General features: G+C 72.5%; 25 protein-coding genes and 1 pseudogene. 13 read left to right on the top strand and 13 right to left on the bottom strand.

Features of this window, described 5'->3' with window-relative positions; all coding sequences use genetic code 11:
• Positions 1-60: 60 nt before the first annotated feature.
• Positions 61-999, bottom strand: coding sequence for a tRNA (adenosine(37)-N6)-dimethylallyltransferase MiaA (gene miaA / locus ACFYOV_RS07905; RefSeq protein WP_389084239.1), 939 nt, complete (start codon positions 997-999; stop codon positions 61-63).
• 182 nt (positions 1000-1181) lie between these two features.
• Here miaA and ACFYOV_RS07900 point away from each other — a divergent pair, with 182 nt between their 5' ends.
• Complete coding sequence (locus ACFYOV_RS07900) at positions 1182-1523, top strand: hypothetical protein (RefSeq protein WP_389084237.1); 342 nt, start codon at positions 1182-1184, stop codon at positions 1521-1523.
• Between the two features lie 22 nt (positions 1524-1545).
• Complete coding sequence (locus tag ACFYOV_RS07895) at positions 1546-1857, top strand: antitoxin (protein ID WP_389084235.1); 312 nt, start codon at positions 1546-1548, stop codon at positions 1855-1857.
• A 73-nt stretch (positions 1858-1930) separates the two neighbouring features.
• On the opposite strand, the gene ACFYOV_RS07890 is transcribed toward ACFYOV_RS07895, so the two are convergent.
• The 3 genes from ACFYOV_RS07890 to ACFYOV_RS07880 all read right to left on the bottom strand — a co-directional run bounded on the left by ACFYOV_RS07890 (position 1931) and on the right by ACFYOV_RS07880 (position 4774).
• Positions 1931-2644, bottom strand: a complete 714-nt coding sequence (locus ACFYOV_RS07890; RefSeq protein ID WP_389084233.1) for a class III extradiol dioxygenase subunit B-like domain-containing protein — start codon at positions 2642-2644, stop codon at positions 1931-1933.
• Positions 2645-2772: 128 nt separating this feature from the next.
• Complete coding sequence (miaB, locus tag ACFYOV_RS07885; RefSeq protein WP_389084230.1) at positions 2773-4290, bottom strand: tRNA (N6-isopentenyl adenosine(37)-C2)-methylthiotransferase MiaB; 1518 nt, start codon at positions 4288-4290, stop codon at positions 2773-2775.
• A gap of 76 nt (positions 4291-4366) precedes the next feature.
• The gene (locus tag ACFYOV_RS07880; RefSeq protein ID WP_389084228.1) at positions 4367-4774 is read right to left on the bottom strand and encodes a MazG nucleotide pyrophosphohydrolase domain-containing protein; all 408 of its coding nucleotides are present in this window, start codon (positions 4772-4774) and stop codon (positions 4367-4369) included.
• A 175-nt stretch (positions 4775-4949) separates the two neighbouring features.
• On the opposite strand from ACFYOV_RS07880, the gene ACFYOV_RS07875 reads away from it, so the two are divergent.
• Entirely contained in the window at positions 4950-5945 is a 996-nt protein-coding gene (locus ACFYOV_RS07875) for a TAXI family TRAP transporter solute-binding subunit (RefSeq protein ID WP_389084225.1), read from the top strand.
• Between the two features lie 12 nt (positions 5946-5957).
• Here the strand turns inward: ACFYOV_RS07875 and ACFYOV_RS07870 are convergent, their stop codons facing one another.
• Both ACFYOV_RS07870 and ACFYOV_RS07865 read right to left on the bottom strand, forming a co-directional pair.
• On the bottom strand, positions 5958-7364 hold the full coding sequence (locus ACFYOV_RS07870) for an ATP-binding protein (protein ID WP_389084222.1): 1407 nt from the start codon (positions 7362-7364) through the stop codon (positions 5958-5960).
• Between the two features lie 9 nt (positions 7365-7373).
• A complete protein-coding gene (locus ACFYOV_RS07865; RefSeq protein ID WP_389084220.1) occupies positions 7374-8057 on the bottom strand; it encodes a response regulator transcription factor in 684 nt (227 codons plus the stop codon).
• Between the two features lie 285 nt (positions 8058-8342).
• Here ACFYOV_RS07865 and ACFYOV_RS07860 point away from each other — a divergent pair, with 285 nt between their 5' ends.
• The 8 genes from ACFYOV_RS07860 to ACFYOV_RS07825 all read left to right on the top strand — a co-directional run bounded on the left by ACFYOV_RS07860 (position 8343) and on the right by ACFYOV_RS07825 (position 14969).
• Positions 8343-9119 carry an amino acid ABC transporter ATP-binding protein gene (locus tag ACFYOV_RS07860; protein WP_389084217.1) on the top strand — a complete coding sequence of 259 codons (777 nt, stop codon included), beginning with the start codon at positions 8343-8345 and terminating at the stop codon, positions 9117-9119.
• A 79-nt stretch (positions 9120-9198) separates the two neighbouring features.
• The gene (locus ACFYOV_RS07855; RefSeq protein ID WP_389084215.1) at positions 9199-10047 is read left to right on the top strand and encodes a glutamate ABC transporter substrate-binding protein; all 849 of its coding nucleotides are present in this window, start codon (positions 9199-9201) and stop codon (positions 10045-10047) included.
• Between the two features lie 131 nt (positions 10048-10178).
• On the top strand, positions 10179-10856 hold the full coding sequence (locus ACFYOV_RS07850) for an amino acid ABC transporter permease (RefSeq protein ID WP_389084212.1): 678 nt from the start codon (positions 10179-10181) through the stop codon (positions 10854-10856).
• The gene (locus ACFYOV_RS07845) at positions 10853-11758 is read left to right on the top strand and encodes an amino acid ABC transporter permease (protein WP_389084210.1); all 906 of its coding nucleotides are present in this window, start codon (positions 10853-10855) and stop codon (positions 11756-11758) included. The genes ACFYOV_RS07850 and ACFYOV_RS07845 overlap by 4 nt, the downstream gene beginning before the upstream one ends.
• A gap of 313 nt (positions 11759-12071) precedes the next feature.
• Positions 12072-13691, top strand: a complete 1620-nt coding sequence (locus ACFYOV_RS07840; RefSeq protein ID WP_389084207.1) for an FAD-dependent monooxygenase — start codon at positions 12072-12074, stop codon at positions 13689-13691.
• A gap of 198 nt (positions 13692-13889) precedes the next feature.
• On the top strand, positions 13890-13937 hold the full coding sequence (locus tag ACFYOV_RS07835; RefSeq protein ID WP_387543268.1) for a hypothetical protein: 48 nt from the start codon (positions 13890-13892) through the stop codon (positions 13935-13937).
• 88 nt (positions 13938-14025) lie between these two features.
• Positions 14026-14553: a cysteine dioxygenase gene (locus ACFYOV_RS07830; protein ID WP_389084204.1), complete on the top strand. Its 528-nt coding sequence runs from the start codon at positions 14026-14028 to the stop codon at positions 14551-14553.
• Positions 14550-14969, top strand: coding sequence for a rhodanese-like domain-containing protein (locus ACFYOV_RS07825; RefSeq protein ID WP_389084202.1), 420 nt, complete (start codon positions 14550-14552; stop codon positions 14967-14969). The genes ACFYOV_RS07830 and ACFYOV_RS07825 overlap by 4 nt, the downstream gene beginning before the upstream one ends.
• Positions 14970-15060: 91 nt before the next feature.
• On the opposite strand, the gene recX is transcribed toward ACFYOV_RS07825, so the two are convergent.
• The 4 genes from recX to ACFYOV_RS07805 form a co-directional block, all read right to left on the bottom strand.
• Positions 15061-15891, bottom strand: a complete 831-nt coding sequence (recX, locus tag ACFYOV_RS07820) for a recombination regulator RecX (protein ID WP_389084198.1) — start codon at positions 15889-15891, stop codon at positions 15061-15063.
• A gap of 3 nt (positions 15892-15894) precedes the next feature.
• The gene (gene recA / locus ACFYOV_RS07815; protein WP_389084196.1) at positions 15895-17016 is read right to left on the bottom strand and encodes a recombinase RecA; all 1122 of its coding nucleotides are present in this window, start codon (positions 17014-17016) and stop codon (positions 15895-15897) included.
• A 281-nt stretch (positions 17017-17297) separates the two neighbouring features.
• Positions 17298-18557, bottom strand: a complete 1260-nt coding sequence (locus tag ACFYOV_RS07810; RefSeq protein ID WP_389084194.1) for an AI-2E family transporter — start codon at positions 18555-18557, stop codon at positions 17298-17300.
• 60 nt (positions 18558-18617) lie between these two features.
• Positions 18618-18812, bottom strand: a complete 195-nt coding sequence (locus tag ACFYOV_RS07805; RefSeq protein ID WP_389084191.1) for a DUF3046 domain-containing protein — start codon at positions 18810-18812, stop codon at positions 18618-18620.
• Positions 18813-18891: 79 nt separating this feature from the next.
• Here ACFYOV_RS07805 and ACFYOV_RS07800 point away from each other — a divergent pair, with 79 nt between their 5' ends.
• Entirely contained in the window at positions 18892-19836 is a 945-nt protein-coding gene (locus ACFYOV_RS07800; RefSeq protein ID WP_389084189.1) for a hypothetical protein, read from the top strand.
• Positions 19837-19848: 12 nt separating this feature from the next.
• Here ACFYOV_RS07800 and ACFYOV_RS07795 read toward each other — a convergent pair whose 3' ends face one another.
• The 3 genes and pseudogenes from ACFYOV_RS07795 to ACFYOV_RS07785 form a co-directional block, all read right to left on the bottom strand.
• Positions 19849-20157, bottom strand: coding sequence for an AzlD domain-containing protein (locus ACFYOV_RS07795; protein ID WP_389084186.1), 309 nt, complete (start codon positions 20155-20157; stop codon positions 19849-19851).
• Positions 20154-20912 (bottom strand): AzlC family ABC transporter permease, encoded by a 759-nt coding sequence (locus ACFYOV_RS07790; protein ID WP_389084184.1) that lies wholly within the window; start codon positions 20910-20912, stop codon positions 20154-20156. Before ACFYOV_RS07790 ends, ACFYOV_RS07795 begins: the two co-directional genes overlap by 4 nt.
• A gap of 125 nt (positions 20913-21037) precedes the next feature.
• Positions 21038-21790 (bottom strand): annotated as a pseudogene (locus tag ACFYOV_RS07785) (AraC family ligand binding domain-containing protein); the annotation flags it as partial.
• Between the two features lie 145 nt (positions 21791-21935).
• Here ACFYOV_RS07785 and ACFYOV_RS07780 point away from each other — a divergent pair.
• Positions 21936-26903, top strand: coding sequence for an ATP-dependent helicase (locus ACFYOV_RS07780; RefSeq protein WP_389084181.1), 4968 nt, complete (start codon positions 21936-21938; stop codon positions 26901-26903).
• Positions 26904-26918 lie beyond the last annotated feature (15 nt).

Raw genomic sequence — 26918 nt, 5'->3', positions numbered from 1 at the left:
ATGATGGCACGGCGCCACAGGCCCGGACGGCGGCCTGGGCGTCCCGATGCCATGACGTGATCAGGCTGTAACCGGTCGTTCGACCAACGACAGCGCGAGCCGCGGAAGTTCCCGGAGGTCCGCCACGGCCCCACTCAACCAGTGCACCCGGGGATCCCGTCTGAACCATGAATCCTGACGGCGCGCGAAGCGCTTGGTGGCACGGACGGTCTCGGCCCGCGCCTCCTCGAGCGTGCACTCCCCGGCGAGCGCCGCGAGCACCTGCTGGTAGCCGAGGGCGCGCGAGGCCGTACGCCCCTCGCGCAACCCCTGCGCCTCCAGTGCGCGCACCTCGTCGACGAGACCCGCCTGCCACATCCGGTCGACCCGTCGCGCGATGCGCTCGTCCAGCTCCGGACGGGCGACGTCGACACCGATCTGGAGGGTGTCGTAGACCGAGTCGTGGCCGGGGAGGTGGGCGGTGAAGGGCCGTCCGGTGATCTCGATCACTTCGAGCGCCCGGACGATACGGCGGCCGTTGCTCGGGAGGATGGCCCGCGCGGCCTCGGGGTCGGCGGCGGCGAGACGGGCGTGCAGCGCGCCGGGTCCGCGCAGCGTGAGCTCCTCCTCGAGCCGCGCCCTGACCTCGGGGTCGGTGCCCGGGAACTCGAGGTTGTCGACGGCACCGCGTACGTACAGGCCGGAGCCGCCGACCAGGATCGGCCAGCGCCCGTCGGCGAGCAGTGCGTCGATGCGCTGCCGGGCCAGGCGCTGGTACTCGGCGACGGACGCCGTCACGCTCACGTCCCAGATGTCCAGCAGGTGGTGCGGTACGCCGCCGCGCTCCTCGGGCGTCAGCTTGGCGGTGCCGATGTCCATCCCTCGGTACAGCTGCATGGAGTCGGCGTTGACGACCTCACCGCCGAGCTGCTGGGCCAGGAAGACGCCCAGATCGGACTTTCCGGCTGCGGTGGGGCCGACGACGGCGATGACACGGGGGGCGGGGGGCGCGCTGCTCACCGGACCAGTCTCCCAAACCGCAGCCCCTGCCCCCGAACGAGTTACGTGACGCGGCCGACGCGGGGTCGTTGCCCGTTGCGAGGTCCCTGCCGCCCGATCGCGAGGGCGGTGACCCGGTCCGCGCAAACGAACGCACCGGGCTGCGCGGGATTTCGCCCGCACGAGTAACCTATGGAGTGGATATGGGCGTTTTTGCACGACTTCTGCGGAGGTCGAAGGCCACGGAGGAGGCGCGGACCGCCGAGGCCCAGGTCGCCGGGGACGAGACTGCTGCGGCACCCGGGTCCGAGGAGGCTTCAGGCGCTCGGGCCGACGGGACAGCGGCCCGGCCCGGGGCGGCGCGAGAGGCGGCCGAGGTGGCCGGGACGGCGACGACGAAGGAGTCGGGCGAGGGGTCGCAGACCGGCGAGCCGGCGGCGAAGGAGACGGGCGCGGTCGCCGGCGACGGCAGCGTCGAGATCCCCAGGCAGCAGTCCTCCGACGCGGCGGCGGACAGCGGGGCGGGCGACGGCGCCCGCACGTAGTGCCCGCGAGGGAAGGTGAACCATGGGTCTCCTGGACAATCTGAAGGCCAAGCTGGGCCCCGCCAAGGGCAAGGTCTCGGACCTCGCGCAGCAGCACGGGGGCAAGATCCAGCACGGCTTGGACAAGGCGGCGAAGGCCGTCGACGACCGCACCAAGCACAAGTACAGCGACAGGATCCAGTCGGGCACGGGCAAGGCCAAGCAGGCCATGGACCGGCTCGCGCACAGGGACGACACCGGGCCGGGCGCGGGCGGCACCGGGCCGGGCGCGGGCGGCACCGGGCCGGGCGCGGGCGGCACCACACCGCCGGCCGGGCCACCGCCCACTTCCTGAGGGACACATCGGCGGACGGCCGTGGAGCAGGACGCTCCCGGCCGTCCGCCGAACTCCCTGGTACCGGCGCGGTCTACGACCAGGTGGCCACGAGGTAGCCCACGCCGTACGGTGCGTCCTCGTACAGCAACGCGCCCCGCAGGGCCGTGTCACCGGCCGCCCCCGCGAGGACCTGCCAGGGGGCCGCGCCGGAGACCTTCAGCTCACGCGCCAGTCTCCTGTCCAGCGCGCTCAGGGCCGCCGTGTCCACCGCCTCCAACGCGCGGGCGATTCCCGCGTCGAACGGCGCCGCGCGCTCGTCGAGGTAGCCCGGGGCCTTCAGCGTGCGGCACGCACTGGCGTCCCCCATGACCAGCATCGCCACCCGCTGCGCCCGCGCGGCGGCGCTCCGTCCTTCTGCGACGCACCGTTCGGCCTCCAGTGGTTCCCCGACGCCGAGTCCCTCGATCGGGGCATCGGCCCACCCGGTCCGCTCCAGCAGACGGGCGCCGACGGAGAGCCCGTACGGCAGCTCCCACGTGCGGGCCCTTCCGGTGTCCCGCCCCAGCCGCACCCCGAGGTCGACGCCGAAGCCCCGGAAGGACCCCGCGGTGCCCTCCGGGAAGCGCTCGGGCCCGGCGCCTTCCATGGGTCCGACGACCACCAGCAGGTCGGGCCGGGAGGCGGCGAGAACACCGAGCGCGTCCGTACAGGCGGCACGGGCGGCGTCCAGCTCGGGTGCGGCACCCGCGGCGACCTCGGGCACGAGGAGCGGCGGACAGGGGCAGACGGCGGCGGCGACAAGCATGATCGGCAGCGTAGCTCCCGGGCGGGCGCCGGCCGGCCCCACATGGCCCGGGTCCGCACCGCCCGTGCGGATCGGGCCCGGGCCCGGTCGCCGGCTCGGCACGCCGTGCCGTCGCCCGTGGTCTGGCGTCAGTCGCAGCCGCAGGCGCTCGCCGTGGCGGGCAGCGGTGCGGGGGCGCCGATCTTCGGCAGGCCGAGCAGCACGCCCGCCGGCTGCGCCGCCTTCTCGGCGCTGCGCCTCTCCCATGCGTCGCCCGCGCGGGTACGGCGCACGTCCAGCACCGCCCCTTCCGCGAGGAGGTGGTGCGGGGCCGCGTACGTGATCTCGACCGTGACCACGTCGCCGGGGCGCACCTCCTGCTCCGGCTTGGTGAAGTGGACCAGCCGGTTGTCGGGGGCCCGGCCGGAGAGGCGGTGGGTGGTGTCGTCCTTGCGGCCCTCGCCCTCGGCGACCATCAGCTCCAGCGTGCGGCCGACCTGCTTCTTGTTCTCCTCCCAGGAGATTTCCTCCTGGAGGGCGACCAGGCGCTCGTAGCGCTCCTGGACGACCTTCTTGGGGATCTGGCCGTCCATCTCGGCGGCCGGGGTGCCGGGACGCTTGGAGTACTGGAAGGTGAACGCCTGCGCGAAGCGGGCCTCCCGCACCACGTGCAGGGTCTGCTCGAAGTCCTCCTCGGTCTCGCCGGGGAAGCCCACGATGATGTCGGTGCTGATCGCCGCGTGCGGGATGGCGGCACGGACCTTCTCGATGATCCCGAGGTAGCGCTCCTGCCGGTAGGAGCGGCGCATCGCCTTCAGGACCGTGTCCGAACCGGACTGGAGCGGCATGTGGAGCTGCGGCATCACGTTGGGCGTCTCGGCCATGGCAGCGACGACGTCGTCGGTGAAGTCGCGCGGGTGCGGCGAGGTGAAGCGGACGCGCTCCAGGCCCTCGATCCTCCCGCAGGCCCGCAGCAGCTTGCTGAACGCCTCGCGGTCGCCGATGTCGGAGCCGTAGGCGTTGACGTTCTGGCCGAGCAGGGTGATCTCGGAGACACCCTCGGCGACCAGGGCCTCGATCTCGGCGAGGATGTCGCCGGGGCGGCGGTCCTTCTCCTTGCCGCGCAGCGCGGGGACGATGCAGAAGGTGCAGGTGTTGTTGCAGCCCACGGAGATGGACACCCAGGCCGCGTACGCGCTCTCGCGCCGGGTCGGCAGCGTGGAGGGGAACGCCTCCAGCGACTCGGCGATCTCGACCTGCGCCTCCTCCTGCACGCGGGCGCGCTCCAGGAGCACCGGCAGCTTGCCGATGTTGTGCGTGCCGAAGACGACGTCCACCCAGGGGGCCCGCTTCACGATGGTGTCGCGGTCCTTCTGCGCGAGGCAGCCGCCGACCGCGATCTGCATGCCGGGGCGCTGCGCCTTCTTCGGGGCGAGGTGGCCGAGGTTGCCGTACAGCTTGTTGTCGGCGTTCTCGCGCACGGCGCAGGTGTTGAAGACGACGACGTCCGCGTCACCGTCGGAGCCCTCGGGGGCACGGACGTAGCCCGCATCCTCCAGCAGCCCGGCCAATCGCTCGGAGTCGTGGACGTTCATCTGGCACCCGTAGGTGCGTACTTCGTAGGTGCGCGTGCCGCCCACTGACTGGCTCCGGTCGATGCTGCTCATGGCATACAGGGTAGGCGGTCCCGGACGTGGGCCCGGCCGCCGGACGCATCCGCCCGCAGCCCCCGGGAGCCACGACTCACGCCTCCCGCTGCGGCACCCACCCCTGGCGCCGCAGCACCGCCGCCACGTCCGGGGCCTCGTAGTGGTCGCCCTTCAGGACCTTGCCGTCGGCCCGGCGGGCGACGCTTCCGTCGGGGCCCAGCTTGGTCATGTTGGAACGGTGGATCTCGGCGATGACCTGGTCGAGGTCGATGCCGTGGACGAGTGCCGTGCCGTAGGCCACGTAGACGACGTCGGCCAGTTCGTGCGCGAGCCGGTCGAGCGGACCCCGCACCGACACCTCGGCGACCTCGGCCGCCTCCTCCGCGAGCAGTTCGCTCCGGTGGGCGGCGAGGTCCGGGGAGACCTCGGACGGTACGTCGCGGGCGTCGAGGCCGAAGGCGAGGTGGAACGCACGGACCAGGTCGGCGGGCGATGGGGTCATGCGGCGACTGTAGCCGCCGCCTCCGACACCCTCCCGGCCCGGCTCCGGCACCCTCCCGGCCCTCCTTCGGCATCCTCCCGGCCCGTCGCTCACGCCCCCGCGGCCCGCGCGGGCGTGCCGTGCCGTGAGCCCCCTCCCTGGTCAGGCGGGTCCGCGGGCTGGCAGGATCGCGCACATGTCCAACGTGCTGTCCCGTGTCGCCGGGCACCGTGCCCTGCGGGGCGCGGTCGCCGCATTCGTGGCGCTCGGGCTCCTGGTGTGGTGGCTGGCGCCCTGGGGCGAGGGGCCACCCGGCGGGACGGTCACCCTCAGCACGGGCACCCGTGCGGGGGTCTACCAGAAGTACGGCGAGCTTCTGCGCGCATCGCTGCGCACCCACATGCCCGACCTCGACGTGCGGCTGAAGACGAGCGACGGGTCGCAGGAGAACGTGCGGCGCGTGGCGACCGGGCAGGCCGACTTCGCGATCGCCGCGGCCGACGCGGTGGAGACGTACCGGCTCGCCGACCGGCCGGGCGCGGACCGGCTGCGCGGGGTGGCCCGGCTGTACGACGACTACGTGCAGCTCGTCGTGCCGCCGGACTCGGACATCCGATCCGTGGCGGACCTCCGCGGCAAGCGGGTGGCCATAGGGCCGCCGAAGTCGGGTGTGCGGCTCATCGCCAACCGTGTCCTCCGGGCGGCAGGCATCGATCCGGAGAAGGACATCACCCCCTCCTCGGACGGCATCGACGTCGGACCCGGGCGGCTGGGACGCGGTCTGGACGCCTTCTTCTGGTCGGGCGGGCTGCCCACGGACGGGCTGAAGACGCTCACCGAGGACGCGAGGCTGCGGTTCGTGCCGATCCAGGCCGAGCTCGTCGCCGAGCTGCACCAGGACGGCGGGGCCACGCGCTACTACCGGGCGACCGACATGCCGGAGTCGGCCTATCCCGGCAGCCAGCACGGCTCGACCGTGCCGACCCTGGCGGTGTCCAACCTGCTGATCACCCGCGCGGACGCGGATCCCCGGCTCACTGAGTGGCTGACCCGCATCGTGCTCAAGAGCCGGGACGGCATCGGGGCCCACGTCCACTCCGCCCAGCTCGTCGACGTCCGTACCGCGATCTACACCGACCCGCTCCAGCTGCACGAGGGGGCCCGCCGGTACTACCGGTCCGTGAAGCCGTGACCGACGGACGCCTCACGCCGTGGAGGACGCGCTCCTCGGTACTGTCACCGTCACCTTCAACCCGTGCGGTTCGTGGTGGTCGTACGCGATGGAGCCGCCGCCCGCGGCGAGCAGGGCCCGGGAGATGGACAGGCCGAGGCCGGAACCCTTGACGTTCTGGTGCCGGCCGCTGCGCCAGAAGCGGTCGCCCACGCGGGCCAGCTCCTCGTCGGTCAGGCCGGGACCGTTGTCGGTGACGACGACGGTCGAGGTCTCGCCGTTGGACGCCACCGACACCTCGACGGTCTCGCCCTCGGGTGTGAACTTCACGGCATTGTCGATCACCGCGTCCAGGGCGCTCGACAACGCCACTGGGTCGGCCCATGCCGTGGTCGGCGGGCAGGTGCCGACCAGGCGTACCCGCTTGGCCCCGGCCGTCGGCGACCAGGCCGCCACGCGTTCGGCGGCCAGCGCGCCGATGTCGGTGACCTGGAGGTGGGCCTCACTGTGCTCGGCCAGCGCCAGGTCGAGCAGGTCGTCCAGCACCTGCGCCAGGCGCTTGCCCTCGGCCTGGACGGAGGCGATCTCCTCGTTGCCCTCGGGCAGCTCCAGGGCGAGGAGTTCGATGCGCAGCAGCAGCGCCGAGAGCGGGTTGCGCAATTGGTGCGAGGCGTCGGCGACGAAGGCGCGCTGCTGCTCCAGCACGTTCTCCACGTTGTCCGCCATCTCGTTGAACGACCGGGCGAGCCGTCTGAGTTCCGGCGGCCCGCCCGCCGCAGCCACCCGGGACTTCAGCCGCCCGGTGGCGATGTCGTGGGTCGTGGCGTCCAGGATCCGCACGGGCCGCAGCACCCAGCCGGTCAGCCGCAGGGCCGCGCCCACGGCCAGCAGCATCGCGGCGGCCTCGCCCGCGCCGATGACCAGCCAGCCCTCGAGGATGCGCGAGCGCATCGGCCCGGTGGGCGAGTCGGTGACGACGACCGCGACCACGTCACCGTCCCGGATGACCGGTGAGGCCACCACGAGACTGCGTCGCTGCCAGGGCCACACCTGCTGCGGGTCGTGGCTGCGGCGGCTGAGCAGCGCCTCCTGGAAGGCGTCGCGCACCTCGCCGGAGTTCGGCAGGAACCAGTCGTCCGGCGCGTGGGCCATGGGCACGTCGTTGCGGTAGAAGACGCCCGCCCGGATGCCGTAGACCTCGTGGTAGCTGCGCAGTTCGCTGCGGAGTGTCTCGCGGCGCTCGTTGATGTCCGCGCCGGACGGGTCGGACGGCTCGCTGACGAACTGGGCGAGGGCGGCGAAGCGTGCCGTGTCGTCGATCCGGTCGACCACGACCTTCTGCTGCTGCGCGCCGGCCAGGCTGACGGCGAGCGGCACGCCGAGGGCGAGCAGCACGGCCGCCATCAGGACGATGAGCAGCGGAAGCAGACGTGTGCGCACCCGGCCCCGCTACGCCGCGGGCGCGACGAGCCGGTAGCCGACCCCGCGTACGGTCTCGATGAGGGCGGGCATGCGCAGCTTCGCACGCAGCGAGGCGACGTGCACCTCCAGGGTGCGGCCGGTCCCCTCCCAGCTGGTGCGCCAGACCTCGCTGATGATCTGCTCGCGGCGGAAGACGACGCCGGGCCGCTGGGCAAGCAGGGCAAGCAGGTCGAATTCCTTGCGGGTCAGTTGGACGACCGAACCGTTCACGCTGACCTGGCGGGTCGGCAGCTCGATCCGTACGGCGCCGAGGCGCAGCTCGTCCTCGCCGCCGGGGGCCTCCTCCTGCACGGTGCGCCGGCTGACCGCGTGGATCCGGGCGAGCAGTTCCCCGGTGTCGTAGGGCTTCACCACGTAGTCGTCGGCACCCAGGTTGAGGCCGTGGATGCGGGAGCGGACGTCGGAGCGGGCGGTGACCATGATCACCGGGGTGCTGGTGCGTTTGCGGATCTTCCCGCAGACCTCGTAGCCGTCCTGGTCGGGCAGGCCCAGGTCGAGCAGGACGACGCCGAACCCATTGCCCTCGGGGACGAGCGCCTGGAGCGCTTCCTCGCCGCTGCGCGCGTGGGTGACGTCGAAACCATGCCGCGCCAGGACCGCCGACAGGGCGGCGGCGACGTGGTTGTCGTCCTCGACGAGGAGCAGTCTCATCCGGGCCCCCTTCGGTTCATCGGCCGTACGATCTCTGTGTGTACGAAAACGCGTGCACGCGCGCGTGCACTGTGCAGTGACGCCGATGGATGAGGACGGCGTCAAGAGGGTTCCGGTTGCTCTCGAGTACCGTTACCCCGCCGAAATATCCGCTGCTCACAAGTGCTACGACACGTGTCCGATTGCTATCGGATCGTGATGCTCAGATTCCCCTCAGATGTAATGACGCAGGTCCGGAGGATCACTACTGTCCTCCGAAACCGAGGAGGACGGAGCCTGAGAGCGATGACCAAAGTATCGGTGGCCAAGGAAGATCTGGCCGCGACCGGCGACCTGGTCGTCCTGAAGAGCGTCAACAAGCACTTCGGCGCGTTGCACGTACTCCAGGACATCGACCTGACGATCGCCCGCGGCGAGGTCGTCGTGGTCATCGGACCGTCCGGGTCCGGGAAGTCCACCCTGTGCCGCACCATCAACCGCCTGGAGACGATCGACTCCGGGTCCATCCTGATCGACGGCAAGCCGCTGCCGCACGAGGGCAAGGAGCTCGCCCGGCTGCGGGCCGACGTCGGGATGGTCTTCCAGTCCTTCAACCTCTTCGCGCACAAGACAGTGCTCGAGAACGTGACGCTGGGCCAGATCAAGGTCCGCAGGAAGGACAAGAAGCAGGCCGAGGAGCGGGCCCGTGCCCTCCTCGACCGGGTCGGCGTGGCCGCGCAGGCCGAGAAGTACCCCGCGCAGCTCTCCGGCGGGCAGCAGCAGCGTGTCGCCATCGCCCGGGCGCTGGCGATGGAACCCAAGGTCATGCTCTTCGACGAGCCGACGTCGGCACTCGACCCGGAGATGATCAACGAGGTCCTGGAGGTCATGCAGCAGCTGGCCCGCGACGGTATGACCATGATCGTCGTCACCCATGAGATGGGGTTCGCACGATCGGCCGCAAATCGCGTGGTGTTCATGGCGGACGGCCGCATCGTCGAGGAGGCTGCGCCCGACCAGTTCTTCAGCAATCCGCGCAGCGACCGGGCCAAGGACTTCCTGTCCAAGATCCTTCACCACTGACGGCGCACGTCGCGCCCCCGCGACGCCCCGCGCAACCCGCTCCGACGGCTCATCTCTTTCACGGCAAAGGATGTTCACCATGAAGTTCCGCAAGGTCTCCGCCGCGGCCGCCACCGCTCTCGTCCTCGCCCTCACCGCGACCGCCTGCGGCGGTGACGACGGCGGCGACAAGGACACCGGTTCCGGCTCCGGTGGCGGCGACAAGATCAAGATCGGCATCAAGTACGACCAGCCGGGTCTCGGCCTGAAGGAGCCGGACGGTTCCTTCTCCGGCTTCGACGTGGACGTGGCGACCTACGTGGCCAAGGAGCTCGGCTACCAGCCCGACCAGATCGAGTGGGTCGAGACCAAGAGCGCCGACCGTGAGAACGCGCTCTCCCGGGGCGACGTGAAGTTCATCGCGGCGACCTACTCGATCACCGACGAGCGCAAGCAGAAGGTCGACTTCGCCGGCCCGTACCTGCTGGCCCACCAGGACCTGCTGGTCAAGAAGGACTCGGACATCACCGAGGCCACGGACCTGAACGACAAGAAGCTGTGCTCCGTCACGGGCTCGACCTCGGCGCAGAACGTCAAGAACGACTTCGCGCCGAAGGCGCAGCTGACTCAGCGCGGTGGCTACTCGGAGTGCCTCTCGGCTCTGCAGAGCGGCGCTGTGGACGCGCTGACCACCGACGACTCGATCCTTGCCGGCTATGCCGCGCAGGACCAGTACAAGGGTCAGTTCAAGCTCGCCGGTCTCAAGCTCAGCAACGAGAACTACGGCATCGGTGTGAAGAAGGGCGACACCGAACTCGTCAACAAGATCAACGCCGCGCTCGAGAAGATGGTCGGCGACAAGACCTGGGACAAGGCCGTCACGGAGAACTTCGGCCCGGCCAACTACAAGAACGAGCCGGCCCCGAAGATCGGCCAGATCGTCCAGTAACGCGGGACTCCGCCGACGCAGGATCCCCGCGTCCGCGCGGGGATCCGCAGACGCGCCGCCGCCCATCGCTTCTCCGGCGGCGGCGCGCCACGTCCGCCACGTACGCCACACACCCGGAAGCGCGGGAGATCGTGTTCGACTTTCTTTCAGACTATGACGACCCGTCCCTGCTGGGCGCTTTCTGGGTCACGGTGCAGCTCACCGTCTTCTCGGCCATCGGTTCCCTGGTCTGGGGCACGCTGCTGGCGGCCATGCGGGTCAGCCCCGTACCCCTGATGCGCGGTTTCGGCACCGCCTATGTGAACATCGTCCGGAACACCCCCTTGACCGTGATCATCGTCTTCACCTCGCTCGGCCTCGCCGACATCTTCGGTGTGACGATGGGGGCGACGGACGACTTCGACCTCAAGTACTTCCGGCTGGCCGTGCTCGGCCTCGTCGCCTACACCGCGGCCTTCGTCTGCGAGGCGATCCGCTCCGGCATCAACACCGTGCCCGTCGGGCAGGCGGAGGCCGCCCGGGCCATCGGGCTGAGCTTCGGCCAGGTGCTCAGGCTCGTGGTGCTGCCGCAGGCGTTCCGCTCCGTCATCGGGCCGCTGGCCAACGTGCTGATCGCACTGACCAAGAACACCACCGTGGCGGCCACGATCGGCGTGGCGGAGGCCGCGCTCCTGATGAAGGAGATGATCGAGAACGAGGCCCAGGTGCTGCTCATCGGCGCGATCTTCGCCTTCGGGTTCGTGGTCCTGACCCTGCCCACCGGCCTGATCCTCGGTTGGCTCAGCAAGCGCCTGGCGGTGAAGCGATGACTTCTGTTCTCTACGACGCCCCCGGCCCGAAGGCCAAGCGGCGCAACCTGCTCTTCTCGGTCGTCTTCTTCCTTCTGCTGGCCCTGCTGCTGTGGTGGGTCTGGCAGGTGATGGACGACAAGGGTCAGCTCCAGTGGTCCTTGTGGAAGCCCTTCACCACGTCGCAGGCGTGGACGACGTACCTGCTGCCGGGACTGGCCAACACTCTGAAGGCCGCGGCCCTCTCCATGGTCATCGCCCTGCCGCTCGGTGCGGTCCTCGGGATCGCGCGCCTGTCCGACCACACTTGGGTACGGGTGCCCGCCGGTGCCGTGGTCGAGTTCTTCCGGGCGATCCCGGTGCTGCTGCTGATGCTGTTCGCCGCCGAGTTCTACGTCCGCTACACGAACGTACCCAGTGAGGACCGTCCCCTGTACGCGGTCGTCACGGGCCTGGTGCTCTACAACGCCTCGGTCCTCGCCGAGATCGTGCGCGCCGGCATTCTGTCGCTGCCCAAGGGGCAGTCGGAGGCCGCCATGGCGATCGGCCTGCGCAAGGGCCAGACGATGCGGAGCGTCCTGCTGCCGCAGGCGGTCACCGCCATGCTTCCCGCGATCGTCAGTCAGCTCGTCGTCATCGTGAAGGACACCGCGCTCGGCGGCGTGATGCTCGGTTTCACCGAGCTGCTCAACTCCCGCAGCACGCTCGCGGCCAACTACGCGAACGTCATCCCCAGCTTCATCGTGGTGGCGGTCGTCTTCATCGTCCTCAACTTCATCCTCACCTCCTTCGCCTCGTGGCTGGAGGCGCGGCTGCGCCGCAGCAAGCGCAGCACGGGTGCCGTGGTCGGCGCCGGGGAGATCGACGAGCTCAACGCGGCCGAGGTCGGGGGTACCCACAAGACGGACGGGGACGTCGTCTGACGCCCTTCCTGCCGTGCACCTTCCGCACGCCATGACTGCGGCCCGCCGAACGAACGGCGGGCCGCAGTCATGTTCCAGGGACGGTCACCCATCAGTGGTGCGGTCGTGGCGTTCCGGCGCCGACCGGGCCCGGGTGACGACCAGTCATCTGGTGTGGCACGCCCCGCACCGCCCCATGATCGCCACTGTCCACCGGTCACTTGACGCAAGCACCGGCAATAGGTTGCATACGTTCTGTGATCGTGCACCCTGCTCCATCTTTCTGTTCCCTCACGTCCCTCCGGACGTCACTTCGAGCAGGGGGCGCCGCGCCGTGGACCCGGTGATCATCGTCGGTGCGGGGCCCGTCGGGCTCACGCTCGCCCTGGCGCTGGCGCGTCAGGAGGTGCCCTGCGTGGTCCTCGACGAGGGGCCGGGCAAGGAGGAAACGCGTCCGGCACGCACCGTCGTGCTGCGCGAGGACACCGCCGCCCTGCTGGAACGGCTGACCGGTGCACCGCTCGCGCAGGCCGGCACCCGTTGGGCCGGATGGCGGTCGATGCGGCGCAAGCAGGTGATCCGCGAGGTCGTCTTCGACGACGCCGTACCCGCTCCTGTGCACATCGCCCAGCACGTCCTGACCCACGCGCTGCGCGCCGCCCTCGCCGGCGAACGGCTCGTCAAGATCGCCGTGGACAGTCGTCTGGACTCGCTCGAACAGGAACCCTCGGGCGTCACGGCCCACACCCGCGGTCCCGAGGGCACCTGGTGGCGGGGCAGCTATCTGGTCGGCTGCGACGGTCCCCGCTCGACCGTGCGCAAGCTGCAGGACATCCGCTTCCCCGGCCGTACGGCGGTGGAACGTCACGCCGTGGCCGCGCTGCGCACGGAGCTCCCCTGGGGCGACGAGGCACTGCTGCACCGGACGCCGCCGTGGCGGACCTCCGGACCCTCCGCCGGGGAGATCACCGCCCGCCCGCTGCCGGACGGCGTGTGGCGCCTGGACTGGCTGCTGCCGCCGGGCAAGGAACTCGTCACTCCGGAGATGCTGCTGGCCCGCATCCGGGAGACCCTCGCCGGCTGGGCCGACGGCCCGACCCCGCCCTACGACCTGCTGGACACCGGCGTCCACACCGTCCACCACCGGCTGGCCCGGCGCTGGCGTGCCGACCGCGTGTTCCTCGCCGGGGATGCCGCCCATCTGCTCGGCGCGCTCGGCACGCAGGGGCTGGACGAGGGACTGCGCGACGCCGACAACCTCGCCTGGAAGCTGGCGCTCGCCTGGCACCACGGCCCGCACGAGGCGCTGCTCGACAGCTACCAGACCGAGCGGCGGGCGGTCGTCGCCGCGCGGCTGCGCGCCGCCGACCAGGCCCTGCCGTTGCTGCGCGGCGGTGGAGGTCTGCGCTCGTACGTCCCCGGCTCGGCGCGCGGCCACGACGCGCTGCTGACCGACGGTCATCTGGGGCAGGGGGCGGTGGGCTCGCCCGGAGCGTACGCCGACTCGCCGCTCACACCCGAGCCGCTCGAGGGCGACGTCCCGGTCGACACTCCGCGCGGGGCGCCCGTGGTGGACGTGCGGGTCACGGCGGAGGACGGCACCTTCGTACGGCTGCGGGACCGGCTCGGCCGGGGCGCGCTGCTGGTGGTGCTGATCGCGCCGGGCACGGGGGTGTGGGAGCGTCGGCACTGGATGTCCGCGGGGATCATGCCTAGGCTCGTGGCGGCGGTGTCCGCGCTGCCGCACCAGGCCGAACTACTGGTCGCAGAGAGCTATCCGGGGGCTGCGGCCCACACCGTGCTGCTGGTGCGGCCCGACGGCCACCTCGTCACGGCGCTGAGTGGGGTCCGCCCGGCCGACCTGTACGCGGCGGCGCAGGCGGTGGTGGGCGGCCCGGCGACGGCGGCGAACGGCACCGGGGCCCGGGCCGACGCCGGAGCCGGGTCGCGCTGAGCCGACGGGTGCCGGGCGGGTCGGCCCCTCGTGTGACGCGCTGTGGCCACATCGAGTCCTCATGGTCCGCATGGTGCGCATGGGTTGGCCCGTGGCCATGAGGTCCACATGGTGACGGTGAGTTGAATCGCCGTCCGGGGTCGTGGTGTACTCCGGACCGTGATCGACACCTGTGTACGCCTGTGGCGGAGGGTCCACATGGACCTCGTCCGCTACGCGGGCTGCGTGTGTCGCCCGTCCTCCTGACTTCGCGTCCCTCTCCCCATCCCACGCGCCGCGCGCCGCCTTCCGCGCCGCTGCCGCGCGCCCGCGAACCTTCACCAGGACGGTGCACGTGTCTGTCTCGCCCACTGCTCCCGCACCCGTTTCCGCCCCGACCCAGGCGGACCTCCTCGACTTCGTACGACGTACCGCCGCCGACGCCGAGCTGATCGCCTCGCTTCCGCTCGACCCGGAGGGCCGCACCTGGGTGCGGCTCGACGGGCCCGGCGGCAGTGAGGCCTGGCTGATCGGCTGGCCGCCCGGCACCGGAACCGGCTGGCACGACCACGCCGACTCCGTCGGTGCCTTCGTGACCGCCTCGGGCGTGCTCAAGGAGCACTCGCTCGCCGCGCGGTTGCCCACCGACGGCTGGCGCACGCTGGAGCTGACCGAGGGGGTGGACCGGGAACGCCGGCTGACGGCCGGGCAGGGCCGCGCCTTCGGCCGGCATCACGTCCACGAGGTGCTCAACGCGTCCCCGGACCGGCACGCGGTCTCCGTGCACGCCTACTACCCGCCCCTGCCGCGGATCCGCCGCTACAGCCGCAGCGGCCCGATCCTGCGCCTGGAGCAGATCGAGCGTCCGGAGGACTGGCAGTGAACGGGGCACACGGACGGGCCGCCGGGGCGGTCTCGATCGACGACCTGCTGGAGCGCGTGCGCTCCGGATACGAGCGCGTTGCGCCCCGGGACGCGCACGCGGCCGCCGGTAGCGGCGAGGCACTGCTGGTGGACATCCGTTACGCGGCCCTGCGCGACCGGGACGGGCGCATCCCCGGCGCCCTCGTGATCGAGCGCAACGAGCTGGAGTGGCGGCTCGACCCGCGGGGCAGCCATCGGGTCCCCGAGGCGACGAGTCACGACCTGCGCGTCGTCGTGATCTGCAACGAGGGCTATGCATCCAGCCTGGCCGCCGAGTCCCTGCACCGGCTGGGCCTGCACCGCGCCACGGATCTGATCGGGGGTTTCCAGGCCTGGCGCGCGGCAGGGCTGCCGGTACTGCCCGCGCGGGCGTAGGGGTTGCCGGGGCACCGCGCCGGTGGCGTGCGGCCGGGGGCGCGGGTCGGCCCCGTCCCTCCGGTCCGGCACCCAGCGTCCGCCGGGGAGCTCAGTACGCCTCGTCCTCGAGGAAGTCCGTGTCCTCGCCCTCGTCCTCCAGCGCCTGCCGGACCACGCGCAGGGCGAGGCCCTGGGAGTAGCCCTTGCGGGCGAGCATGCCCGCGAGGCGGCGTATCCGCTTGTCCCGGTCGAGCCCTCGGGTGGAGCGCAGCTTGCGGGCGACCAGTTCCCTCGCGGTCGCCTCCTCCTGCTCGGAGTCGAGCCGGGAGACGGCACCGTCGATCAGCGTGGAGTCGACGCCCTTGGTGCGCAGTTCCTGGGCGAGTGCCCGCCGGGCCAGCCCCCGGCCGTGGTGGCGGGACTCCACCCAGGCGTCCGCGAAGGCACCGTCGTCGATCAGTCCGACCTCCTCGAACCGGGACAGCACCTCCTCGGCGGCGTCGTCCGGGATCTCCCGCTTGCGCAGGGCGTCGGCGAGCTGCTTCCGCGTGCGCGGGGTCCCGGTGAGCAGGCGCAGGCAGATCGCCCGTGCCCGCTCGACCGGGTCCCCCGGAGGCTCCTCCTGCTCGGCCCTCGACGAGGAGGAGGCACCCCCGTCCTGCGCGGCCGCGTCGCCGAAGGTCCGGCGTCGGCGCCCGCGTCCACCGCGCGGCCCGCCGTCACGCGGGCCGCCGTCCGTCGAGCCACCCGCACGGTGCGAGCCGCCCCGGTGCCGGTCACCGGCGCTGCCGCTGTTGTCGGAGACCTCCCGGCTCTCGCCGGTGTCCCCGTGCGGCTCGTCACCGCCCGCGGCTGAGCCCGCGCCGGCCCCGATGCCCCTCCCCCGTGGGACACCGGAGGCCGCGAACTCGTACTCGGCCCAGTCGGTTCGTCGGTTCACGGGTCAGCTCTTGGCCGCCGCGGCCTTGGACTTGGTGGCCTTGGCCGCGGGCGCCGGAACCGCTGCCGCGTCGGCCGGAGCGGTGGCACCCGCGGCGTCCGTGCCCGGGTCGGTGGCCGGCTCCTCCGGGCGCACGCCGACGCCCAGCTTCTCCTTGATCTTCCTCTCGATCTCGTTGGCGAGGTCGGGGTTGTCCTTGAGGAAGTTGCGGGCGTTCTCCTTGCCCTGGCCGAGCTGGTCGCCCTCGTACGTGTACCAGGCGCCGGCCTTGCGAACGAAGCCGTGCTCCACGCCCATGTCGATCAGGCCGCCCTCGCGACTGATGCCCTGGCCGTAGAGGATGTCGAACTCGGCCTGCTTGAAGGGCGGCGCGACCTTGTTCTTGACGACCTTGCAGCGGGTGCGGTTGCCGACCGCCTCCGTGCCGTCCTTCAGGGTCTCGATGCGGCGGATGTCGATGCGCACCGAGGCGTAGAACTTCAGCGCCCGGCCACCGGTCGTGGTCTCCGGGGAGCCGAACATGACGCCGATCTTCTCGCGCAGCTGGTTGATGAAGATCGCGGTGGTCTTGGACTGGTTGAGCGCACTGGTGATCTTCCGCAGAGCCTGGCTCATCAGCCGGGCCTGCAGACCGACGTGGCTGTCGCCCATCTCGCCCTCGATCTCCGCGCGGGGGACGAGCGCCGCGACGGAGTCGATGACGATGAGGTCGAGGGCGCCGGAGCGGACCAGCATGTCCACGATCTCCAGGGCCTGCTCGCCGTTGTCCGGCTGGGACAGGATCAGGTTGTCGATGTCGACGCCGAGCTTCTTCGCGTACTCGGGGTCGAGGGCGTGCTCCGCGTCCACGAAGGCGACCTGGCCGCCGGCCTTCTGGGCGTTGGCCACCGCGTGCAGGGTCAGGGTCGTCTTGCCGGAGGACTCCGGTCCGTAGATCTCCACCACGCGGCCGCGCGGCAGGCCGCCGACACCGAGGGCCACGTCCAGGGCGGTCGACCCGGTCGGGATGACCTCGATGGGCTCCTTCGACCGCTCGCCCATGCGCATGACCGCGCCCTTGCCGAATTGTCGTTCAATCTGTGCGAGCGCGGCGTCGAGCGCCTTCTCGCGGTCGGTTCCTGCCATGGGTTCCACCCGGTTTGCTTGAGTCGATCGCTTCACGTCGAAGACGCTAACGCCTGCCACTGACAACGCACCCCGACGCCAGTCCGGCCTGTGGATAACTCGGGTATTTACCTACCCGAAGTGGGTCGGAACACCCGCCGTCACCCCTCACCGGCGCTCCCATAAGAATGGATGTTCGATTTTTGTGTCAAGCGGACCACGCGGCACCGGGCGACGCCCCTCGATGCCCGCCCGTCGGCTCAGGAAGCCCCGGAGCCCGCTCAGGTAGCCCCGAAGTCCGCTCAGGAAGCCCCGGGGTCCTCGCCGCGGGGCCGCGCCGGCCGGGGCCGCCACGCCCGCAGGCGCCGGGCGCGGGCGAGGAGGCCCGGACCGTCCGGGCCTCGGTGGCCGTGCACCCGGGGGTCGTCCGTGACGTCGTACCGCTTCACGTAGGCACCCAGGAACGCCTGGAGCGTGGCGACCGCGGGGATGGCGATCAGCGCGCCCACGGCACCGAGGAGGGCCGTGCCCACGATGACCGAGCCGAACGCGACCGCCGGATGGATGTCCACGGTCTTCGACGTCACCTTGGGCTGCAGCACGTAGTTCTCGAACTGCTGGTAGATCACCACGAAGATCAGCACCCACAGCGCGTACCAGGGGTCGACCGTGAAGGCGATCAGCATCGGCAGGAAGCCCGCGAGGTAGGTGCCGATGGTCGGAATGAACTGCGACACCAGGCCCACCCACACGGCCAGCACGGGCGCGTAGGGCACGTCCAGGACCTCCAGCAGCACATAGTGCGCCAGGCCGGAGATCAGCGCCATCAGGCCGCGCGAGTACAGGTAGCCGCCGGTCTTGTTCACGGCGATCTCCCACGCGCGCAGCACCTCGGCCTGCCGGGCGGGCGGCAGCAGGGAGCAGACCGTGCGCCGAAGCCGCGGACCGTCCGCGGCGAAGTAGAAGGAGAACAGGCCGATGGTCAGTAGCTGGAAGAGCCCGCCGAGCACCTGGGCGGAGACGTCCAGGACGCCGGTGGCGCTGTTCTGCACGTAGTTGCGCAGCCAGTCGGAGCGGAGCAGGCCCTCCTGGATGTCCACCCGGCGCAGTTCGGTGCGGAAGTGGGTGTTGATCCAGTTGATGACGGAGTCGAGGTAGTCCGGGAAGTCCTCGACGATCTTGATGATCTGCCCCGCCAGCATGGAGCCGAGCAGCGTGACGAAGCCCGCCGCCACGATCAGCACACCCAGGAAGACCACGAAGGTACCGAGCCCCCGGCGCACTCCGCGCGCGGCCATCCAGCTGACCGCCGGCTCCACGGCGAGCGCGAGGAAGAACGCGATCAGGACGTTGATCAGCAGGCCGGTGAGTTCATGGAAGGCCCAGCTGCCGAGCTGGAAGAGCCCGTACAGCGCGAACGCGAGCACCATCGCGCGCGGCAGCCAGCGCGGCATGCGGGCGTCCGGCCCGCCCGCGGACTCCACCGGAGGCCCGGCGGGCGGCGGCGCGTCGTGCGCCGAGGGGTTCCGGGCCGCCTGCCCGGTCTCGTCAGTGGGTGCCACGGGACCAAGTCTCGCCCACGCCACCGACAGCCGTCCTCCCTCCGGCGATCTCTGTGACGATCAGCGCCTTTCCCGGGGAACGTCCATCGCCGCGCACACCACCTGCCAGACGTCCTTGGCGTCCCAGCCGGCCGCCAGAGCCTCGTGCACGGTGCGTCCGCCGAGCTCCGACATGACGTGGTCACGCGCGAAGGTGTCGGCGTAGTCCGGACCGAAGTGCTCCGCCATCCGCTGCCAGAAGACCGTCAACCGCATGACCTCAGTATCCCGCCTCCGGGGCGGGGCCGGGCAGGACCGCCTGCGGACACCGCTTTCCGCTCTACGGTCTTGTGCCATGGCCGAAACCGGAGCTTCCCCCCTGCCCTCCACGCCCCCGGCGCGCACGCCGCTCGCGCGTGCGGAACGGTTCGTGTGGCTCACCGCGCGTGTGCTCGAGCAGCGCCTGTTCGCCCACCGGTTCCGGGACGGCGGCGCAGACCCGGTGGAGACGGCACTGGACGCCTACCGCAACGAGGACGGCGGGTACGGGCACGCGCTGGAGCCCGATCTGCGCGGCCCGGTCAGCCAGCCGCTGCACACGGCCCACGCGCTGCGCGTCCTGGATTCCGTGGGCCGCTGCGGGGGCCGCCGCGTGGAGCAGGTGTGCCGCTATCTGACGTCCGTCTCCACGGCGGACGGTGCGCTGCCCGCCGTCCACCCCGCTCAGCGCGGCTATCCGACGGCCCCCTACGTGCCGGTCGTGGACGATCCGCCCAGCGAGTTGCTGGCCACCGGACCGGTGGTGGGCCTGCTGCACCGCAACGAGGTGTGGCACGCGTGGTTGTTCCGGGCCACGGACTTCTGCTGGCAGGCGATCGAGACGCTGGAGCACTCCCACCCGTACGAGATCCGCGCCGCCGTGGCCTTCCTGGACTCCGCCCCGGACCGAGCCCGCGCCGAGGCCGCCGCCGAGCGGCTGGGCGGCCTGGTGCGCGGGCAGCGCCTGGCGGTGCTGGACCCGGACGACCTCGACGCCTGTCCGGTCGCCCCCGGCTACGCGCCGGGCGAGCACCACTTCCCCCACGACTACGCGGCGACGCCGCACTCCCTGGCGCGCGGCTGGTTCCGCGACGAGGAGATGGAGCGCTCCCTCGACCACCTCGCCGCCGAACAGCGGGAGGACGGCGGCTGGCCCGTCCGGTGGCGCCAGTGGGCGCCCGCCCCGGTGCTGGAGGCGCGCCCCGTGGTGACGATCGAGGCCCTGAGCACTCTCAGGGCGTACGGCCGCCTCATCGGCTGACCCCGGGCCCTCTCATCCTCCGAGGGCCCGCACGCCCGCCGTCACCACCACGGCCGCGCCGACGACGAGCAGGAACGGGGCGCGCAGCACCAGCGCCACCGCGGCGGCCCCGAGCCCGGCCGCCCGCGCGTCCAGGACGAGCGCCTGCCCGTCGGCGAAGGTCTGCTGGGCCGTGAGGGCGGCGAGCAGGGCGACGGGCAGCAGGGCCGCCAGCCGTCTCACGACCGGCCGTTCCAGGGCTCCGGAGGGAACCAGGAGCCCGGCCAGTTTGACGGCGTAGCAGCCGAGGGCGGTCAGGCCTATCGCCATCCAGGTGTTCAACGGTCCTCCTCGCGCGCGGCCGTCGTGTCGCCGCGCGGTGTGCCACCGCGCCGGCCGTGCGCCCACAGGACGGCCGGTGCCGCGAGCGCGGCGACCAGGACCGGCACTCCGGCGGGCAGGACGGGCAGCAGACCGAGCCCCAGCAGCACCGCGAGAGCGGCCACGGCCCGCTCGGTGCCGGCCCGCAACATGGGCGCGAGCAGCGCCAGGAAGACCGCGGGCCCGGCCGCGTCCAGGCCCCACGCGTCGGTGTCCCCGATGGCCTCGGCCCCCAGCGCGCCGAGCAGCGTGGTGAGGTTCCACAGCACGTACAGGCTCAGCCCGGTCACCAGGAACCCGATCCGAGCGCCGCGCCGGGTGGGCTGGGCGAGCGAGACGGCGGTCGTCTCGTCGATGACCCACTGCGCCGCGAACGGCCGCCCCGCGCGCGGGAGGGCCAGCAACTGCGACAGGCGCAACCCGTAGAAGGCGTTGCGCACACCCAGGAAGAATGCCCCCGCCGCCGCGGTGAACGGGCTCCCGCCCGCCGCCAGCGCACCCACCAGCGCGAACTGGGAGGCACCGGTGAACACCAGGAGGCTGAGCGCGCAGGTCTGGAGCAGCGTGAGCCCGCTGCCGGCCGAGGTCACCCCGAAGGCGAACCCGGAGAGTCCGACGGCGATCCCGACGCCGAGGGCGTCCCGGACGACGGCGCGGTCCGGCTTTCCTCCCCCGGCGTCCCGTACGTCTGTGGGAGTCGTCTGTTCTGCTGCCACGTCCCGGACGGTACGAGCAGCCCGCGCGGGGCGTCTTGTACGTTCTTGCGTCCGTAGCGCCGCTCGCGCTGGTACGCGCCCGGAGGCACGCCGACGATCCGGCCGAAGTGCCGGTTCAGGTGGGGCTGGTCGGTGAAGCCGACCGCGACGGCCGCCTCCGCGGGCGTCGTTCCCCCGTCCAGCAGCCGGCGCGCCCGCCGCACGCGCGCGTCGGTGAGCCAGGAGTGCGGCGGCATCCCGTAGGTGTCACGGAACGCGCGCAGCAGGGCGAAGGGGCTGGTGCCGAGCTCACCGGCCAGTTGCTCCAGCGTCGGCGGGGCGGCCATCCGCTCCTCCAGCACGGCACGCGCGCGGGCCGCGATCCGGGCCCCCGCCGTCCGTACCTCGCGCAGCGGCAGCGGGCCGCCGTTCAGCCTCAGCAGCCGGGTCACGGCGACCCGCAACAGGGTGTCGGCGGCGAGCGCGTTGCCCTCGTCGGTGGCCCGCAGCACCTGGTGCACCAACCGGGCGGAGTACGGATCGTCCAGCACCGGCGAGACGAACCCCGGCGTGCCGCGCAGCGCGGTGGTCTCGGCGGCGATCGCGGCCACCACCTCGGGCGAGGGGTACACCGCCCCGTACCGCCAGCCCTCGGGGACGCCGGCCCGCCCGGTGTGCGGCGTGTCCGGGTTCACCAGGGCGAGCGCACCCGCGCCGGCGTACTGGTCGCCGCCGCCGTGGTGGAAGACCTCCACCCCGTCGGCTATGGCGGCGATCACGAAGTGCTCGTGCGTGTGCCGGACGAACCTCTTGTGGATGTACCGGGCCCGCAGCAGGTCCACGCCGGGCAGCTCGGTGTACTGCCAGTGCCGCGCACGCTCCCCGCCCGCTTCCGCCATACGGCCATTGTCACGCGACCGGGTCCGTCCCCGGCCGCGCCCGCCGGGGGCCGGTGGTCGGCCTGCGGCCCGCCGCACACCCGCGGACACCTCCGCATCCGCCCAGGTCAGCGCCATTGTCAGTCCCGGGGTGCAGGATGGACGCATGGTCGGCGACGCACACCGGGCCCTGGACGGCTTCTCCCCCGCGACCCGTGGCTGGTTCACGGGGGCCTTCTCCGCGCCCACCGCCGCCCAGGCGGGCGCGTGGCAGGCCATCCGGGAGGGCTCGGACGTGCTCGTGGTCGCCCCCACCGGATCCGGCAAGACGCTGGCCGCCTTCCTCGCCGCACTGGACCAGCTGGCCTCGACGCCGCCGCCCGCCGATCCCAGGAAGCGCTGCCGCGTCCTGTACGTCTCCCCGCTCAAGGCCCTGGCCGTCGACGTGGAGCGCAACCTCCGCAGCCCGCTGACCGGCATCCGCCAGGAATCGGTGCGGCTGGGGCTGCCCGAGCCCGAGGTGAAGGTCGGCATCCGCTCCGGCGACACCCCGCCCGCCGAGCGCCGCGCCCTGTCCACCCGCCCGCCCGACATCCTGATCACCACCCCGGAATCGCTGTTCCTGATGCTGACGTCGGCCGCGCGCGACGCGCTGACGGGCGTGGAGACGGTGATCCTGGACGAGGTGCACGCGGTCGCCGGCACCAAACGCGGGGCCCATCTGGCGCTGTCCCTGGAGCGCCTGGACGAGCTGCTGCCCGGGCCCGCCCGCCGCATCGGCCTGTCGGCGACGGTCCGCCCGGTCGACGAGGTCGCCCGCTTCCTCTCCCCGCGCCGCAAGGTGGAAATCGTCCAGCCGGAGTCGGGCAAGGAGTTCGACCTGTCCGTCGTGGTCCCGGTCGAGGACATGGGCGAGCTGGGCGGCTCCCCGGTGGCCGACGCCGACGGGGGCGCGGAGCGCCCGTCGATCTGGCCGCACGTGGAGGAGCGGATCACCGACCTGGTGCAGTCCCACCGCTCGACCATCGTGTTCGCCAACTCCCGCCGTCTGGCGGAGCGCCTGTGCAACCGGCTGAACGAGATCGCCTACGAGCGGGCCACCGGGGAACCCCTGGACGAGCACCACTCCCCCGCCGAGCTCATGGGCGGCTCGGGTGCCGCCCAGGGCGCGCCCGCGGTCATCGCCCGCGCCCACCACGGATCGGTCTCCAAGGAACAGCGCGCCCTGGTGGAGGAGGACCTGAAGGCCGGCCGGCTGCCCGCGGTGGTGGCCACCTCCAGCCTGGAGCTGGGCATCGACATGGGAGCGGTCGACCTGGTGGTGCAGGTCGAGTCGCCACCGTCCGTGGCCTCCGGTCTCCAGCGGGTCGGCCGCGCCGGACACCAGGTCGGCGCGGTCTCCACGGGCGTGGTGTTCCCCAAGTACCGCGGCGACCTGGTGCAGGCGGCGGTGGTCACGGAACGGATGCGTACCGGCGCCATCGAGTCCCTGAGGGTCCCCGCCAATCCCCTGGACGTCCTGGCCCAGCAGCTCGTCGCCATGACGGCGATGGACCCCTGGCAGTTCGACGACCTGCTCGCCATGGTCCGCCGCGCCGCGCCCTTCGCCTCGCTCCCCGAGTCCGCGTTCACGGCCGTCCTGGACATGCTCGCGGGCCGCTATCCGTCCGACGCGTTCGCGGAACTGCGCCCGCGCGTGGTGTGGGACCGGGTCACCGGCACCATCACCGGTCGGCCGGGGGCGCAGCGCCTCGCCGTCACCTCCGGGGGCACGATTCCCGACCGCGGGCTCTTCGGGGTGTTCCTCGCGGGCGCCGACCCGAAGAAGGGCGGCGGGCGGGTCGGCGAGCTCGACGAGGAGATGGTGTACGAGTCCCGCGTCGGTGACGTCTTCACCCTGGGCACCAGCTCCTGGCGCATCGAGGACATCACCCGCGACCGGGTGCTGGTCTCCCCCGCGCCCGGCGTGCCCGGCCGACTGCCGTTCTGGAAGGGCGACCAGCTGGGCCGGCCACTGGAGCTGGGCCGGGCGGTCGGCGCGTTCCTGCGCGAGGTCGGCTCGCTGACCAAGGACGACGCGCGGCTGCGGCTCCTCGCAGCGGGTCTGGACGCGTGGGCCGCGGACAACGTGCTGTCGTACCTGGACGAACAGCGCGAGGCCTGCGGTCATGTCCCGGACGACCGCACGATCGTCGTGGAGCGCTTCCGGGACGAACTCGGCGACTGGCGGGTCGTCGTCCACTCGCCGTTCGGCGCCCAGGTGCACGCCCCGTGGGCGCTCGCGCTCGGCGCCCGCCTCTCCGAGCGCTACGGCATGGACGCCCAGGTGATGCACGCCGACGACGGCATCGTGCTGCGCCTGCCGGACGCCGACCTGATGGGCCTGGACCTGCTCGATCAGGAACCGGCCAGGACCGGCAGCGAGTACGACGCGGACCAGGCCCCGGTCGGCGCGGCGGACGCCGTGTTCGACAAGGGCGAGGTCGACCAGATCGTCACCGACCAGGTGGGCGGCTCGGCCCTGTTCGCTTCCCGGTTCCGCGAGTGCGCCGCCCGCGCGCTGCTGCTGCCGCGCCGCAATCCGGGCAGACGCACCCCGCTGTGGCAGCAGCGCCAGCGCGCCTCGCAACTGCTCCAGGTGGCGGGCGAATTCGGTTCGTTCCCGATCATCCTGGAGGCGGTCCGCGAATGCCTCCAGGACGTCTTCGACGTGCCCGGCCTCGTCGAGCTGATGGGCGACCTGGAGTCCCGCAAGGTCCGCCTGGTCGAGGTCACCACCCCCGCACCGTCCCCCTTCGCCCGCTCCCTGCTCTTCGGCTACGTCGCCCAGTTCCTGTACGAGGGCGACTCCCCGCTCGCCGAGCGCCGCGCCGCCGCGCTGTCGCTGGACTCGCGGCTGCTGGCCGAGCTGCTGGGCCAGGCGGAGCTGCGCGAACTGCTCGACGCGGAGGTGCTCACCGAGCTGGAGCGGGAGCTCCAGTGGCTCACCGAGGACCGGCGCGTCAAGGACGCGGAGGGCGTCGCCGACCTGCTGCGCCTGCTCGGTCCGCTCACGGACGCCGAACTGGCCGAGCGGGGCGCCGAGCCGCACTGGGCACAGGAGCTGGCCTCCGCGCGGCGCGCGATCCGGGTGCGCGTCGCCGGCACCGACCACTGGGCGGCGATCGAGGATGCCGGGCGGCTGCGCGACGCGCTGGGCACGGCACTGCCGGTGGGCGTGCCGGAGGCGTTCACCGAACCGGTCAAGGACCCCCTGGGCGACCTCCTCGCGCGGTATGCGCGCACCCACGGTCCGTTCACGTCGGCCACGGCGGCGGCCCGCTTCGGCCTGGGCGTGGCGGTCACCGAGGGCGCCCTCCAGCGGCTCTCGGCGGCGGGCCGGATCGTCCAGGGCGAGTTCCATCCCGCCGGAATCGGCCAGGAGTGGTGCGACGCGGCCGTGCTGCGCCGGCTGCGCCGCCGGTCGCTGGCCGCACTGCGGCACGAACTGGAGCCGGTGCCGCCGGCCGCGTTCGCCCAGTTCCTCCCCCAGTGGCAGCACATCGGCAAGGGGCACGCGCTGCGCGGGGTCGACGGCCTGGTGCGCGTCATCGAGCAGCTGCAGGGCGCCTCCGTGCCCGCCTCCGCACTGGAGAAGCTGGTCCTTCCCTCCCGCGTGACGCACTACGCCCCGGCGATGCTGGACGAACTCACCGCGGCCGGGGAGGTGGTGTGGGCGGGCGCCGGTTCGCTCCCCGGCAAGGACGGCTGGGTCTCCCTCTACCTGGCGGACGCGGCCCCGCTGCTCCTGCCGCCCCCTCATCCGCTGGAGCTCACCGCCCTCCACCAGTCGGTCCTGGACGCGCTCTCCGGTGGTTACGGACTGTTCTTCCGCCAGATCGCCGACCAGGTTCGCGCCACCACTCATCCCGAGGTCACCGACCCCCAGCTGGCCGACGCCCTGTGGGACCTGGCCTGGTCGGGACGGCTGACCAACGACACGCTCGCCCCCATGCGCTCCCTGCTGGGCTCGGGCCGCACCGCGGGCTCCACGGCCCACCGCGCCAAGCGAGCGGTCCCGCGCGGGCGCTACGGCTCACTGACCGCGGCGGTCCGCAGCACCTCGCGCACCGGGCCGCCGACCGTGGCCGGCCGCTGGTCGCTGCTACCGGACCGGGAGGCCGACCCCACGGTCCGCGCGCACGCGCTGGCCCGCGCACTGCTCGACCGGCACGGCGTGGTGACCCGGGGCGCCGTCGCGGCGGAGGGCGTCGAGGGGGGGTTCTCGGCGACGTACCGCATCCTGTCCGCCTTCGAGGAGACCGGTCAGGCCCGCCGCGGCTATGTGGTGGAGGGCCTGGGCGCCGCCCAGTTCGCGATGGACGGCGCGGTGGACCGCCTGCGCGCGGCGGCCAACGCCCGCGAGCGCGGCGACGGACTCCCCGGTCCGGGCGCCCCCGGCGCGCCGGCCCTCCCCGGCGCCTCCGACGGGTTCCCGGCGGGCGGCGGATCCGATGCCCTCGGCGACCCGTTCGCCGTCCACGGCTTCGCCGCACCCTCCGACGGCGTCCAGGAGCCCGCCCCCGGCCACGACGGCTTTCCCGGCACCGGGGACGCCCGGGACGACCCGCCTTACCCGCGCACCTCACCGGGCGACTACGTCTCCCCGCGCGACGTCCCGCCCCAGAGCCCGCCGCCCTGGTTCAACGGCGGGCGTGGGCCGTACGACCCCTTCGCGGGCCGCCGGACCGACCCGGACCGTGCCTCCAGGGCCGTGGTCCTCGCCGCCGCCGACCCGGCGAACGCCTACGGCGCCGCCCTGGGCTGGCCCGAGCCCCCGGCCGGTGCGGGGCACAAACCGGGGCGCAAGGCGGGCTCGCTGGTCGTGCTCGTCGACGGTGAGCTGACGCTCTACATGGAGCGCGGCGGCAAGACGCTGCTGGCCTGGCCCGCCGAACCGGAGGGCGAACCGGCCGACGATCCCCGGCTCCCCGCAGCCGCCGAGGCACTCGCCGCTGCGGCCCGCGCGGGCTCCCTCGGCACGGTCACCGTGGAACGCGTCAACGGTGCCTCTGCCCTGACGTCCCCCCTCGGCACCCTCCTGGAGACCGCGGGCTTCGTCGCCACCCCCCGGGGCCTGCGCCTGCGCGCCTGACCGGGTCACGGCCGC

Origin of the sequence: Streptomyces sp. NPDC005931 (genome assembly GCF_042871235.1) — a bacterium.
Classification (GTDB): Bacteria; Actinomycetota; Actinomycetes; order Streptomycetales; family Streptomycetaceae; genus Streptomyces.
Note: the sequence above shows the minus strand (reverse complement) of the source record. Positions and strands in the feature narration are given on the sequence as shown.

Excerpts from the sequence above, each read along its gene's own strand:
- ACFYOV_RS07890 (WP_389084233.1), bottom strand. The coding sequence starts at position 2,644 with ATGCTTGTCGCCGCCGCCGTCTGCCCCTGTCCGCCGCTCCTCGTGCCC.
- ACFYOV_RS07800 (WP_389084189.1), top strand. The coding sequence starts at position 18,892 with ATGGCCGAAACCGGAGCTTCCCCCCTGCCCTCCACGCCCCCGGCGCGC.
- ACFYOV_RS07900 (WP_389084237.1), top strand. The coding sequence starts at position 1,182 with ATGGGCGTTTTTGCACGACTTCTGCGGAGGTCGAAGGCCACGGAGGAG.
- recA (WP_389084196.1), bottom strand. The coding sequence starts at position 17,016 with ATGGCAGGAACCGACCGCGAGAAGGCGCTCGACGCCGCGCTCGCACAG.
- ACFYOV_RS07865 (WP_389084220.1), bottom strand. The coding sequence starts at position 8,057 with ATGAGACTGCTCCTCGTCGAGGACGACAACCACGTCGCCGCCGCCCTG.
- ACFYOV_RS07855 (WP_389084215.1), top strand. The coding sequence starts at position 9,199 with ATGAAGTTCCGCAAGGTCTCCGCCGCGGCCGCCACCGCTCTCGTCCTC.
- ACFYOV_RS07895 (WP_389084235.1), top strand. The coding sequence starts at position 1,546 with ATGGGTCTCCTGGACAATCTGAAGGCCAAGCTGGGCCCCGCCAAGGGC.
- ACFYOV_RS07780 (WP_389084181.1), top strand. The coding sequence starts at position 21,936 with ATGGTCGGCGACGCACACCGGGCCCTGGACGGCTTCTCCCCCGCGACC.
- ACFYOV_RS07845 (WP_389084210.1), top strand. The coding sequence starts at position 10,853 with ATGACTTCTGTTCTCTACGACGCCCCCGGCCCGAAGGCCAAGCGGCGC.
- miaB (WP_389084230.1), bottom strand. The coding sequence starts at position 4,290 with ATGAGCAGCATCGACCGGAGCCAGTCAGTGGGCGGCACGCGCACCTAC.
- ACFYOV_RS07805 (WP_389084191.1), bottom strand. The coding sequence starts at position 18,812 with ATGCGGTTGACGGTCTTCTGGCAGCGGATGGCGGAGCACTTCGGTCCG.
- ACFYOV_RS07875 (WP_389084225.1), top strand. The coding sequence starts at position 4,950 with ATGTCCAACGTGCTGTCCCGTGTCGCCGGGCACCGTGCCCTGCGGGGC.
- ACFYOV_RS07860 (WP_389084217.1), top strand. The coding sequence starts at position 8,343 with ATGACCAAAGTATCGGTGGCCAAGGAAGATCTGGCCGCGACCGGCGAC.
- ACFYOV_RS07880 (WP_389084228.1), bottom strand. The coding sequence starts at position 4,774 with ATGACCCCATCGCCCGCCGACCTGGTCCGTGCGTTCCACCTCGCCTTC.